Origin of the sequence: Tunicatimonas sp. (assembly GCF_049647865.1) — a bacterium.
Classification (GTDB): Bacteria; Bacteroidota; Bacteroidia; order Cytophagales; family Cyclobacteriaceae; genus Tunicatimonas.
In genome coordinates this window covers 1-13,529 of record NZ_JBARYM010000413.1, presented here as the reverse complement: position 1 = coordinate 13,529, position 13,529 = coordinate 1, and the positions used below count along the sequence as shown (strand labels likewise).

General features: G+C 43.6%; 12 protein-coding genes. 3 read left to right on the top strand and 9 right to left on the bottom strand.

The genetic code is table 11. The annotated features are described in order from the left end of the window. The 3 genes from nqrC to WBA23_RS12385 form a co-directional block, all read right to left on the bottom strand. On the bottom strand, nt 1–604 hold a 604-nt coding region (nqrC, locus tag WBA23_RS12395), incomplete at its 3' end, for an NADH:ubiquinone reductase (Na(+)-transporting) subunit C (RefSeq protein ID WP_424582596.1). Next, complete coding sequence (locus tag WBA23_RS12390; RefSeq protein ID WP_424582595.1) at nt 591–1,790, bottom strand: NADH:ubiquinone reductase (Na(+)-transporting) subunit B; 1,200 nt, start codon at nt 1,788–1,790, stop codon at nt 591–593. The genes nqrC and WBA23_RS12390, both read right to left, overlap by 14 nt. A 5-nt stretch (nt 1,791–1,795) precedes the next feature. Continuing rightward, the gene (locus tag WBA23_RS12385) at nt 1,796–3,163 is read right to left on the bottom strand and encodes a Na(+)-translocating NADH-quinone reductase subunit A (RefSeq protein WP_424582594.1); all 1,368 of its coding nucleotides are present in this window, start codon (nt 3,161–3,163) and stop codon (nt 1,796–1,798) included. A gap of 373 nt (nt 3,164–3,536) precedes the next feature. On the opposite strand from WBA23_RS12385, the gene WBA23_RS12380 reads away from it, so the two are divergent. Both WBA23_RS12380 and hslV read left to right on the top strand, forming a co-directional pair. Then, complete coding sequence (locus WBA23_RS12380; protein WP_424582593.1) at nt 3,537–5,297, top strand: pyruvate dehydrogenase complex dihydrolipoamide acetyltransferase; 1,761 nt, start codon at nt 3,537–3,539, stop codon at nt 5,295–5,297. A gap of 197 nt (nt 5,298–5,494) precedes the next feature. Next, entirely contained in the window at nt 5,495–6,049 is a 555-nt protein-coding gene (gene hslV, locus WBA23_RS12375; RefSeq protein WP_424582592.1) for an ATP-dependent protease subunit HslV, read from the top strand. Nucleotides 6,050–6,052: 3 nt separating this feature from the next. Here the strand turns inward: hslV and WBA23_RS12370 are convergent, their stop codons facing one another. After that, nucleotides 6,053–7,375, bottom strand: coding sequence for a peptidoglycan DD-metalloendopeptidase family protein (locus tag WBA23_RS12370; RefSeq protein WP_424582591.1), 1,323 nt, complete (start codon nt 7,373–7,375; stop codon nt 6,053–6,055). Between the two features lie 138 nt (nt 7,376–7,513). On the opposite strand from WBA23_RS12370, the gene WBA23_RS12365 reads away from it, so the two are divergent. Continuing rightward, nucleotides 7,514–8,155 (top strand): NUDIX hydrolase, encoded by a 642-nt coding sequence (locus tag WBA23_RS12365; RefSeq protein WP_424582590.1) that lies wholly within the window; start codon nt 7,514–7,516, stop codon nt 8,153–8,155. 26 nt (nt 8,156–8,181) lie between these two features. Here WBA23_RS12365 and WBA23_RS12360 read toward each other — a convergent pair whose 3' ends face one another. From WBA23_RS12360 to WBA23_RS12340, 5 genes are all read right to left on the bottom strand, one after another. Next, nucleotides 8,182–8,448, bottom strand: coding sequence for a hypothetical protein (locus WBA23_RS12360; protein ID WP_424582589.1), 267 nt, complete (start codon nt 8,446–8,448; stop codon nt 8,182–8,184). A gap of 263 nt (nt 8,449–8,711) precedes the next feature. Next, nucleotides 8,712–10,778, bottom strand: a complete 2,067-nt coding sequence (locus WBA23_RS12355) for a M56 family metallopeptidase (protein WP_424582588.1) — start codon at nt 10,776–10,778, stop codon at nt 8,712–8,714. Then, a complete protein-coding gene (locus WBA23_RS12350; RefSeq protein ID WP_424582587.1) occupies nt 10,775–11,158 on the bottom strand; it encodes a BlaI/MecI/CopY family transcriptional regulator in 384 nt (127 codons plus the stop codon). Before WBA23_RS12350 ends, WBA23_RS12355 begins: the two co-directional genes overlap by 4 nt. 124 nt (nt 11,159–11,282) lie before the next feature. Continuing rightward, nucleotides 11,283–11,651 carry a hypothetical protein gene (locus tag WBA23_RS12345; protein WP_424582586.1) on the bottom strand — a complete coding sequence of 123 codons (369 nt, stop codon included), beginning with the start codon at nt 11,649–11,651 and terminating at the stop codon, nt 11,283–11,285. A gap of 100 nt (nt 11,652–11,751) precedes the next feature. Next, a partial coding sequence (locus tag WBA23_RS12340; protein WP_424582585.1) for an ABC transporter permease occupies nt 11,752–13,529 on the bottom strand: 1,778 nt, incomplete at its 5' end.

Sequence of the window (13,529 nt, the reverse complement as noted above, 5' to 3'; positions counted from 1 at the left end):
TAGGATTGCCGGTTTCACCCTTTACCATCCGTACGGCTACTAGTTCGCCTAAGTCGTCGTAGATTTTCTTACCTCTGAATCGCTCTTGTACCTCTATATCGGTGATGCGAGCTCCTAAGCCCGGGGTTTCTCCTACATGGTCAAAAACAACTCCCTTAATCGTGGCTAAATCATTTTCCAAAGCAACGTAACCAAAGATATTATTCCACAGTCCATTTCCATAAACCGGTAGGATAAAGGCATCAACCTGTCCCTCGTCACCTCCTTTGAACTTGTAGACCGGAAACAGACGATCTTCGGGAGGGAGTTTAAATTGTTTGCCAACATTAATTGCCTCAGCAACTACAGGGGCTCCATCAATCTCCTTAATCTCTTCCCCTTTCGCATTTACTACCAAAGACTCAATCTTCTCCTGATAGATAGCCGGAACATCGTCCCCTTCTTGCAATTGAATAACAGCACCCAAAATTTTCTTTTGAGTATCTAGTGCTACCTGCTCATCCTGTATTGGCTTTAAGCCAATTGCCGAGAATGCCAGTAGTCCGCCAAGTATAATTGTTAAGATGGCGGAAAAAACTATTACATATACATTAGACTGTCGCACGTTGTAACCTCCTTTTTTTGTTTGCTTCTACTACATAAAAATCAATGAGTGGCGCAAATACATTCATAAACAGCACCGCTAACATAATACCTTCCGGATAAGCGGGATTCAGTACCCGAATGATCACCGTGATGACTCCAATCAAAAATCCGTATATCCATTTCCCCCATTCGGTATGGGCGGAAGAAACCGGATCGGTCGCCATAAACACAATACCGAAAGCTACCCCACCCATTACAAAATGATAGTGAGGAGGCATATTCATGTACTCATTAGAACCGAAGATGTTCAGGATAAGCTGCATCACGTAAACTCCAATAAACCCACTTAAAATAGTTTTCCAACTGCCTACACCGGTAGCAATAATGATAACCGCCCCAATCATTACTGCGATAAAGGAAGTAGAACCGATTGAACCGGGGATGAGGCCTACGGCCATGTTCCAGAAAGTAAATAATCCATCCTGAAACTCAGCTAAGGAAGCAGCTACGGTTTGAACCCCGTCTACCTGCACGGTTTCAGCCGCTAAACCTAGTGGAGTAGCCCCTGAAAAACCATCAGCGTACTCTTTATCACCCAAGTAGTACCAAACATCACCAGACATATCGCCGGGGTAGGCAAAGTACAAAAATGCCCGAGCGGTCATAGCCACGTTTAGCACGTTCATTCCGGTGCCGCCGAATACTTCTTTAGCAATTACTACCGCAAATATAGCAGCCAACGCTACTTGCCATAGCGGCAGGGTAGGTGGCATAATAAGGGCAATTAACATTCCGGTTACCAAAAAGCCTTCGTTGATGGGGTGGCGACGGATAGTGGCAAAAATTACTTCAACCAGTCCCCCCGCGGCGTAGGATACAATGACAATCGGCAGCACAGCGATAGACCCAATCAGCACCTTATCTAGAAAAGTAGCTTCGGCTAATTCCCCTACGGCCAAAAAGTGGGTATGACCCACGTTATAAATTCCGAATAATAAAGCGGGAACCATCGCGATTACTACGGTAATCATCATCCGCTTTAGATCAATGGCATCGTGAATGTGAGTTCCGCGCTTGCTACCCGTAGTGTTCGGAGTAAACAGAAAAGTATCCCCCGCTTCAAACGCATAATAAAACTTCTCTAACTTCCCTCCCTTTTCAAAAAGAGGTTTTTGCTGGTCTAACAGTTTGCGTAAAACGTTCATAAAATCTAACTCTCTCGAAGTAAATTAATTCCTTGTCGTATAAGACCCTGAAAATCGTGTTTGGAAATATCGATAAACTCGCACAAGGCCACGTCTTCTTCAATCACCTCGTATAATCCCAGTGTCTCCATTTCGTCGTAATCCTCGGCCATAATGGCTTTAAAAAGATACTCAGGAAGAATATCCATCGGTAGCACCTGTTCGTAAATTCCGGTTTGAACAATCGCTCGTTCTTCCCCTTTCATATTAGAATTTAGCACGTATTCTTTCTTAGAAGAATTAAGAAAAGAAAATAAACCTAATGCTCTATGAAAACTCAACTTGTCCGTAGTTGGTTTCATCCAGCCCAAGAATTCGTACTCATTACCTTCTGGTATCACGGTAATTTGGTGATGGTAGTAGCCAAGGTATCCGTCTGGTTCAATTTTCTCGCCGGTTAGTACGTTGCCTGAGATATAACGCACGTTTCGGACCTTGATTTGTTCCTCCACAATTTTATCAATACAAGCTCCGCTGTAGGTAGTGTAGTACTGAGGTTGCTTTACTTCAGAACCAGCTAGCGATATAGTTTTGGAAGTATCGTAAACGCCTTTGAGGAATAACTTACCAATCTGAACTACTCCGTAGGGATCAATGGTCCAAACTACGTCAGTTTTGCCAATAGGGGCAACATGGTGAATTTGTACTCCTACATTTCCGGCCGGATGAGGCCCTGAAAATTTAGTAATTGTTACTCCTTTAGCATCATTATGTATCGTAGAAACTTCAGCTTTAGCGTCAATTCCTACGTGTACTTTTCCCTCAGTAAACTTTTTTAGTACCTCAATTCCCGCCGAGAAGAAGTTAGCCTGACCTTTCAGCAGAGTGGTGTAATCGGGAGCCAGTGGACTAGTATCAAATGTTGAGATAAAAATATCGCGAGGAGTATCGGCCGGATCAGCCACAATACCGTAGGGCCGCTGAATAATCTGAGGCCACACCCCACTCTGAAGCATCTGCTCCTGTGCTTCTTCCCGGCTTAGAGAAGTTAAATCAGAAACTGAGTACTGCTTATATTCTTCAAACGTAACTTCTTTATCAGCCAATATTTTAACTTCCAGCAGCTTACGTTTTTCCCCTCGCTTAATCTCTACTACTTCCCCACTAACTGGGGCGCAGTATTTAACCGAATTCATTTTCCGGTCAAATAGGATTGGGGTACCCGCTTTTACCGTATCACCTTCGTCTACGGTGACCTTCGGGCGTATCATCCCAATAAAGTCGGTAGGCTTTAGTGCGTAAGTATCGGAGGGGGGGGCGTCGCTCACCTTTTTTTCAGGTTTTCCCGCCAAGTTGATAGTAAATCCGCGTTTTAATTTGATATGCTGTGGCATTAGAGGATAAGAACGCTTTAGTTAAATGACCTGATTAAAATCGCTGCAAAAATAATTAAAATCAGCTAATAACCTGAATATTCACGTAATAGTTGTAGACAATTATTTTTAAAAAAATAAAAAAAGTAGGGGATTGTTTTGTAACTGCAATTGAAAAGGAAAATATAAAGGAAACAGAAGTTGTAAATTTGAGTTTAGAATAAAGTCTTATGTTAAGATCTGATGCAGATTATGAAAGTTAGACAATTGATACTGGGTATCTAGCTAACATTTTTTAGGTTCACCGTTGTGATAATTTGGATTCATCAGTAATTTGCCTCGCTTACGCTTCAAGTAAGATTTAGAATAAAATAAACGATAATATAACACACGCATGGCCGAAGTTATTAAAATGCCCAAGATGAGCGACACGATGGAAGAAGGCGTGATTGCTAATTGGCTAAAAAAGGTAGGTGACTCGGTGGAGTCCGGTGATATCATAGCCGAAGTAGAAACTGACAAAGCTACCATGGAACTGGAATCGTACGAAGACGGTACCATTCTGCATATTGGTGTTCAAGAAAACGAATCGGTGGCCGTTGATGGCGTAATTGCTATTATTGGTGAAGAGGGTGAAGATATTGAAGATTTGTTAAAGGAAATTGAAGGTTCTTCAAGTAGCCAAAACTCAGAGGAAGATTCGGATGCTTCCGAGGATGAAGATTCCGATACTTCCGAAAAGGATGATTCCGAGAATGAAGATTCGGATGATGCTGATGAAGATAGTGACGCTTCCGAAGTGGATACATCCGATGTGAACGCTACAGTAGTAACCATGCCCAAGATGAGCGACACGATGGAAGAAGGCGTGATTGCTAATTGGCTAAAAAAGGTAGGCGACTCGGTAGAATCGGGCGATATTATTGCCGAAGTAGAAACCGATAAAGCTACCATGGAACTGGAATCGTACGAAGATGGTACGCTGTTGTATATAGGAGTGGACGAGGGTGGCTCGGTTCCGGTAGATGGAGTGATTGCCGTGATTGGCGAAGAAGGTGCCGACTATGAGAAGCTACTGAAGGCTCAGAAATCGTCGGGAGGTAGTAAAGAGGAGAAGAAAAAAGAAAAACCTGAGAAGAAGAAGTCCGAAGAAAAAGATCCCGAAGGCAAATCATCGAGCAACGGGGCCGCCGAAAAAGATGCCCCCGCTTATGTACCGAGTCGGTCGTCGGGTGACGATGAAAGCTCCTCCAGCAGTAACGGCCGGGTAAAAGCTTCACCACTAGCGAAAAAGATGGCCCAGGATATGGGCTACGATATTGCTCAAATTTCGGGTAGCGGCGAGAACGGCCGAATTGTAAAACGAGACATAGAGGAGTATGAGCCGGAAGCTGAACCTACGGAACAGCCTCAAAAGAAAGGCGAAGATTCTGCTCCAGCCCCAGCTATTGAACTACCCAAAATAGTAGGAGAAGAAAGCTACGAGGAAGTTAAGGTTTCGCAAATGCGTAAAACCATTGCTAAGCGATTGGCGGAGAGCAAATTCACGGCACCGCACTTCTATCTCACCATGGAGATCAACATGGACAAAGCAGTAGAAGCCCGCCAAAGCATGAATGAAATCTCTCCGGTAAAAATCTCCTTCAACGATCTTGTCGTGAAGGCGGTAGCAGCCAGTTTGCGGCAGCACCCGGATGTAAACGTCTCCTGGCAGGGCGATACCATTCGTAAGAACCAGCATATTCATATTGGAATAGCGGTAGCCGTAGACGAAGGGTTACTAGTGCCGGTGGTAAGGTTTGCCGATAACAAGTCACTCTCTCACATTGGAGCGGAAGTGAAAGATTTAGCGGCCAAGGCTAAGAATAAGCAATTGCAGCCTAAGGACTGGGAGGGTAGTACCTTTACCATTTCTAATTTAGGGATGTTCGGCATTGAGGAGTTCACCGCCATCGTGAATCCGCCCGATGCTTGTATTCTTGCCGTAGGGGGTATCAAACAAACAGCTATCGTCAAAAACGGTCAACTGGTGCCGGGCAACGTGATGAAAGTTACCATGTCGTGCGACCACCGAGCGGTGGATGGCGCTGTGGGAGCTGCTTTCCTCAAAACCCTGAAATCGTTGTTGGAAGACCCCATTCGGATTATGATCTAGCGTAAAACATTTCGCACGGTTATTCGTCAACAAGGCTAGACAAATTTGTTTGGCCTTTTTTTTACCAGGATAGTCAGAATTATTTTAGATAAACAGGATACATTATATTATTGGTACCAAATTAAAAGTTTACGAGAAATGTACATCCTGATTATCCAAATAAAATCAAGTTCATCCTGATCCAATTTTTATAAACCATGCAAAAGATAAAATCAACCACCGTAGTCGCTATTAAGCACCGAAATCAGATCGCTATTGGAGCTGATGGGCAAGCTACTATGGGAAATACCGTAGCTAAAAGTAATGTCCGCAAAATCCGTAAACTGCAAAATGATAAAATTGTAACTGGCTTTGCCGGGTCTACCGCTGATGCCTTTACCTTGATCGAGCGTTTTGATGAAAAGCTAAACTCTTACGGAGGCAATATGAAGCGCGCCGCGATTGAACTAGCCAAAGATTGGCGCACCGACCGCTATCTGCGCAAGTTGGAAGCTATGATGATTGTAGCTGATGCTTCGGAGCTTTTGATTCTTTCGGGAACGGGCGATGTATTAGAGCCAGATAATGATATTGCCACAATCGGTTCAGGAAGCATGTATGCCCAGGCAGCAGCTTTAGCCCTAAAAAAGCACTCCAGTGAGCTTTCTGCCGAAGAAATGGTAAAGGAAAGTCTGAGTATTGCGGCGGATATCTGTATCTACACTAACCACAATATTATTGTAGAAACGCTGGAAGCTGTATCGGCAAAGTAGACGCTAGGTAGGCTGCATCCAAAGTCGTTCGCCAGTAGTAGTTTCTACGTACCAATGTGACTCATATACTCCCAATACAGCTACTTGCTGTCCTTCCCATAACTGAAGAATAGGCCGCTTGGGATGTAGCGTTACGAATGGTTGATAAGAACTAGTTATCACTAAATCATTAATAGGGCTATTCAGAGATTGCACTAAACTTTGGTGGATAAAACCACGGGTACCATTCGGAAGTTGCGCCCGATACCATTTTCCGGTACCTCCGGTAACACGTACGGGAGTATGTTGAGTGGCGGTTAGTAGAACCGCCGACTGAGTGGTAGGAGCCTGCCGAACATTAGCTAACGCGGATTGAATACGTGCTTCATTGCCAACAAAGCTTGTATCTACCGCTATAGTTTCCTCATCAGCATTAATAGAAGCGACGAACGGATAGGGATCAACGGCTCCTTGGCCAAAAGCATAAATACTAAAATGAAGATGCGGCGGCGTGAAGCGGGCGTTACCGGTATTTCCCACGAAGCCCAACGTATCGCCTCGACTAACTCGTTGCCCTGGTGTCACTGCCTGACTATCTAAATGGGCGTAGTACTGGTTAAATTTCTTTTTGAAGCTAGATAGCCAAACTACCTTACCTCCGAGGCCACTACTGGTTTTGGGGGTCACAATTCCGGCGTGAGCTGCTACTACCGGAGTACCCTTAGGAGCAAAAATATCAATACCCCGGTGGCTTCGCTTGCCACCGTCGCGAGGATCGCCAAAAAAACTGCCAACCGCTCGGTAATTTTTTCCTGATACTGGAAAGCTGAGGGTAGCTTTCGCTGTAATTTGTAGTTTATATGCACCACTTACCAGAAGTTCTGGCTGTAATCGTAGTACGTGTGCGCCGGTTTCTTCAACTTCGTATTGAATGTTCCGCAGGGTGTCGGCTGAAACTATTGGGGCAATATAGTCATCGGCTGTAAATACATCTAAAAAAAACTTAATAGAATCATTGTAGTCAGTTGTTAGGGTGATCTGAATAGATTGACCCTGCTGAGCCGTGTAACGCAACGAAATTGCTGACGGTCGGTCATCGGCAAAGTAGCCAATCTCACTGTAAGGTAAATTTACGTAGAGCGAATCGTACAAACTTTTTTTGCCAGCTTCTAACCAGTTTTTTCCCAGTAATGTTTGTTCCAGCGAAGCCTGATTCAGCGACGAAACATATCGTTCGTAGGGAGTCTTAGATGAGAGCAGGCGATCTAGTGAGACTTTACTACTACAGCCTAACGTAGCCGACAACGCAACGATTAATAGTATAATTATTCTAATTTTATAGGTCATAAAATTTTTTATGGTTGTACTATACAAACAAAGTAGGCCGCGACATTATTCCAAATTATGAACAAAACCCTATAATTTCATTTATCTATCCACCGACTCGGAGAAAAGAAGAATTTTAACTTCAGTTAGCTCATTCTAATGAAAATGCTTTTTACCGATCATCTACGTGACAAATTAAAGGAGCGGCTCAGTCAGCCATTACTCGGGTGGCAGGCTCAGCAACATATGGCCACTGAGATGCACCGAAATAGCCGTCATCGTATTCCACCGAATGCCCTTCACGCTGGAGTCCTTATTTTACTTTATCCTGGGGCTGAACGACAACTTGCGTTTCCCCTAATCCGCCGACCTCAATACGATGGAGCGCATAGCGGACAAATTGCTTTTCCGGGAGGGAAGGTAGAACCTGAGGATGGAACTATTGTGGATACTGCTTTGCGAGAAACCAAGGAAGAAATTGGAGTTAGTGTCGAAGCTACCCAAGTAGTTGGCCAACTATCTGATCTGTATATTCCGGTAAGTCGCTTTGTAGTAAGTCCGGTAGTAGCGTTTACTAAAACCTCTCCAGCCTATCAGCCTGAACCTGCCGAAGTAGCTGAGGTGCTGGATATGTCGGTGCAAGACTTTCTTAATCCTGATAATCGGTCTGTTCGTCAGATAACCGCTCGGGGAGTTCATTTAGAAGCACCAGCTTACCTAATTAATAAGGAGGTTATTTGGGGGGCTACGGCAATGATTTTAGCTGAATTCTTTGCGATACTAAAAGAGATAAACGAATAATAGCTGTTTGAGTAAAATAGGGCGAATCAGCAATCGAGAGAATGTAGTTGCACCCCAGATGCGTAGGCATTGATGATAGAGCGGTTTTGCGTAATACGAACCTCGCCAATGTAGTGATACTCACTGTTGTACCAAATCTCGTAATAGAAGTCGCCCCGGTGGTATAGATTAATTCGAAAAGACTGCTTTCCTTGCTTTTCTAAGCGGGTAGCAATAAATGTGCAGCGGTTGAGAATATAGCGACATTTCCTTTCTAGCGACAATTGTTCAAATCTTCGGTTCTGATGCTTCATAGTTTACTTCAATTTCCTAAGAACCCATTGATCTAAAGATAAAATATTACTGCTAATTACTTATAGGGATAACGTACATATTTTAAAAATTAGTGGAAAATTAGCAGAAATGAAAAATAGAAACGGAAAAAATAAGGAAGATTTATAATACCCTCTTGGTAGATTGACAAATGGATTGACATTAAAATTAAAAAGCCCACCCCGTGGGGTAGGCTAAAAACTACTGCTAGCTCAAGGTTTCTTTATTCAAACTGGCATTGAGGCTAATTTTGATTAGATTTCTCTTTCTCTTTGCGGTTAAATTGCTTTTCAAGTAGTTCTTGGTGTTGGCGTAGCTGTTCTTCTTGACGTTCTAAGGATCGTACTCGTTCCTCATGACGCTGCTGCATTTCTTGTTGGCGTTCTTCAAAGCGTTGCTGTAGTTCTTGTTGCCGATCTTCCCAAACTTCCATTCTTTTCTGCCATTCTGCTAAACGCTCTTCGTGCTGCTGTTCTCTCATCTGCACCTGTGCTTCGTAGCGTTGTTGCTGTTCTTCTAATGATCGTAGCTGACGCTCCAAAGCTTTAGCAGTCCGGACACCCGAAGAATCCACATTTGCTAAGGCTCTCTGGTAGTATCGTAGGCTACGCAACCGGGTAGAATCAGGAATTATCGCTGCGGGAGGGGCAGGAATGTTTAAGAAAGTACTACCCCTTATAGAATCTACTCGGAAGTGAGGACTGGCGAATCTATGAATTTTATACCCTCGCGTAGAATCGCTCCAGAATTGCTTTAAATGCTCGGGGCTACCAGGGCTGGGTATTGTATCAGAAAAATGAAAATTGAAACTATGATTCCAGCTTTGTACAGAATCGATGAGTACCTCAATATCTTCCAGCACATCTAAATCCAAATCAATATCTTCTATCACATCGATCTCGATGTTGGGCGGTAATGCCAGTGCCTGCGGCAGAGAGTCAAGCGATAGAATGCGCACACCTGGCGATGAAAAACTGTAAACCGATGATAATGAATCGAGCTGAATAAACTCAGGTAGAGAATCTAATTTAAACTGATCTGTATCGGTTGAAAAGTAGAATACAGAAGCACTTCGTTCATTTTTCTCCTTAGCATTAGTAGCTATCGTGTCGCTTGGAATTGTATCTAAAACGATGCTTTCTTCTTTCAACCAATCGGGTAGCACCGGTTGCCAGGGGGAATCATGGGCTGAGCGAGTTGTTTCTAGAGCCGACGGTGATTTTAGCCCTGAGATCAATCCTGAGTAGACCGGAGTACTGGCGGTTGAGCTGTTGGAAATAGAATGATCAAATTGGTAGTTAATAGCAATGGTAACAGCCAGTATCATCGTTATTATTATCGGAGCTACCGAAGATTTATTATTGGAATTATGGGGTTGTAATAATCGCTCAACACGACCAAGTAATCCATTGCCGGAACGTGATAACGCTAGGGCGAAGGATGACGTGGTATTGGGTAAACTCTCTAACTGGGTGAGTGCTTTAGTATACACCAATGCGCTGCCGCAGATTGCCACGGCTAAATCGTCACAGCATTTTTCTCGCTCATCGCGAATCACTTGCGAAATCCACCACAGTGCGGGGTGATAGAATAATACAATCTCTACCGCGACTTGTAACCAATTTACAGCATCATCCCACCGGCGAATGTGCGCGAGTTCATGTGCCAAGATGGCTTCAAGTTGATCGGGGCTTAGTTGAGAAAATGCGCTCAAAGGCAGTAGAATCATTGGTTTTAGAAAACCAGCAACAAACGGACTGCGTATGTGCGGTGATATCCGAACGATAATTTTCCGACGAATCTTCAGCATCTGAATAAGCTGAGCGACAGTATTTTTCCACGAAGGGTTAAGTGGCTGAGTATTTAGCTGAGTGAGACGATGTAGGTAAACGATTCGGCCCGTCCCTCGTAGCAAAAAGAACAACATTCCGCTAAACCAAATTACCAAAATACCCGATAAATGAGGTGCTAACCACAGCTGAAGCTTATCGTTAAATTGCCGATGCCAAGGTTCTGAAAGCACCGGATTCACTGGGGTATAATTAGTGGCAAAAGATTCAACTGAATGTATAGCGGTAGTAGAATGAATAACTTCTTCTACTGGTTCGTGAACGTAAACTCCGGTAGTTACTAAAGCGATTACTGCACCCAAGAGTGCTGCTACTGCCAAAAGATAGCGAGCTTTGGCCCGCTGACTAGGAATGATGGCTAACAGTAGCCGTAAACCTATTGCTATCAGTGTCACAATCCAAAGGCTGTGCACAAGTGTCCAGCCAATTGTTTGTATCCAAGTTTCAGATAACCAACTCATGATTTTCCTCCTTCCAGTTTTTTGATGAGTGCTTTAATTTGTTCCAGTTCTTCCGGAGATGTCTTACGATGACCCAAAGCTTGCAGTACCATCCGTCCGGCTGAACCCCCAAAGGCCGTCTCTAGCAGGCGATCGAGTAGTAATTTCTGAGTTTTTTCTTGAGGCACTTTGGCTGAATAGATATGGCTTTTAGCCGATTCATCACGAACCAGTAAACCCTTTTGAGCCATGTTTTGCATATTTTTGAGCGTGGTAGTGTAGCCAATATCTCGTTGCTGGGCAAGTTCATCGTGAACTGAACGAACGGTGGAAGGTCCCAGCTGATATACTATTTGAAGAATTTCTAATTCAGCTTCGGTAGGCTTAGAAGTGTCTTTCATAATCTACGAGATTTATCGTACTTCAATTATATACGATAAAAATCGTACTTCCAAACTTATCTACGATTTTTTTCGTAGATCTATTGATATTTTAGGAATATCGAGCTAAAACGACTTGGTCTGGTTAATCTCTTTTCAGAAAAGCAGTTAGGTTGGAGGCTTCCTCTCGGGCTGTAATAGCAGTAAGATAAGGGAACCTTGAAAATTCTTCCGCTTTGAGGTTAATACTTCGGATGTCGGCCGAATCTAGAGTATTAAATAGCCAAAGAGCCACAAAGTTCTGATCGCCCTGTTTTAGCTTAGCTCCTACCAGCGTAAACTCTTGATGATCTTTTACCTTTTGAGCTACCATATTGGTGGGTATTACATCTTTAGATAAATTAAAACTGACCGACTGAATCTGAAAGTCAGTTGGTTCAATAATTTCGGTAGTATCAAAAGAGTGACAAGCAGAAACTAGGGTTAGCGTAATGAAAACTAGTAAAAAACGCATATTTGAGAACTATGTGGTTTGGTAACAATAACGAGCAAATTCTACTCCAGTTGCTTACCACTTGATATTACGATAGTTTTCTATCTTATCACTTATAATTCTATTCACTTCGTAGTGCGTCTGCCGGATTAGCTATTGCTGCCTTGATGGTTTGAAAGCTAATAGTAAGTAGGGCAACTAGTAGTACGCTTCCGCCGGCGAGCGCAAATATCCACCAGCTAATTTGGATTCGGTACTCAAAGTTTTCTAGCCATTGTTGTATCAAGTACCAAGTAATTGGAATAGCAAGTAACATTGCGAAAATCACCATTTTGACAATGCTTTTAGAGAGTAAAGCCACAATACTTTGAACGCTAGCTCCTAACACCTTTCGCACTCCAATTTCCTTAGTACGTCGCTCGGCAGTAAACATGGCTAAACCTAATAGCCCCAGGCAAGCTACTCCAATGGTCAGTCCGGTCAAGATTTGAAATAGGGAAGCCATCTGCTGCTCCGAAGCGTAGAGTGCGTCTAACTGTTCGTCTAGAAAGGTGTACGTAAAGGGCAGGTTCGGAGCTACCTGAGCCCACTTATGTTGTAGATCAATTAAGGCTTCGGCGGTGCTACCGGGCTTTATGCGAATAAATAAGTTTTCGTATTCGTTAGAAACGTGCGACATAATGGCCATTGGCCCAATCTTCTCCCGTAGCGAGCGAAAGTGAATGTCTTCTACGATCCCAGCTAGTTCGTAACGTCGGGTATTCACATCAATCATTTTACCAATGAGTTCGGCTTCAGTTCGGTCTTGCCATCCGAAGGCTCGCAGGGCTTCCTCATTCAGCAAAATTTGCTGATTATCTTTTGTGAGATTGGGCGAGAAATTATGTCCCATCAGTAAGTCAATACCTACCGTAGATAAGTAGTCCGTATCGCCCGAGTAACGCGGAATACCCACCGCTTCGGTTTGCCCTTGCTCAATAAGTTCTACCGGTGTAAAAGCATCGTGATTGTGAGGTTGCCCCAAATTGTTATACGCTAAAGAAAGGTTTACCGTGTAGGAAGCGGTGCTAACCAGTTGTTTTAAGGTTTGCTTTTTCTCGCCCAGCTTGTCAATATTCTTCACCATCAGGAGATGTTCTTTATCAAAACCCAGAGATTTGTTTTGCAAATACGATAGCTGCTGACTGATTAGTAGTATACTGATTATTAGTCCGGTTGAGACCACAAACTGAGCGATTACTAATCCGTTTCGTAGTTGCGCACCTTTAGTGCCTTGAGATAGTTGTCCCTTTAGTACTTGAGTTGGTTTAAACGCGCTGAGCATTTGAGCGGGTATCCACCCGGAAACTAATCCTAATAGAATTGCTATAACCAGAAGTACAATTACCGACAGTGGAGTAATGCCAGTAGGAATAAACTGCTGAATCCAACCACTTCCTACAGCGAAGAGTATCTGAACAAAAGTCAATCCTACTAATGCAGCAATAATGCAGATTGCTACCGACTCGGTTAAAAACAAACTATATAATTGCGAACGAACCGCCCCCAATACCTTCCGAACACCGGTGGATTTTGCGTGCTGAGCCGATTGGGCCGTGGATAGGTTCACGTAATTGAACACGGCGACAAAGAGTAGCAATAATCCAATCGTTGCGAACATATACACCGTTCGGATATCACCGTGAGTAGTATCGTCAATGTGAGCGGAATATAAATGAACATCCGATAGTGGTTGAAGATGATACTCCATAATGTCGCCTGCCGCTTTGTACTCATCGTAACTTTTTCCGAAACGTCGCTCGTAAATAGGATTGTGAAGCGTGTCGGTCAGCGCTACCATTCGGTCTTGTACCTGCCGGGCCTCTACGTTGTCTTCTAGCAAAAAGTAGGTAGTAAGCG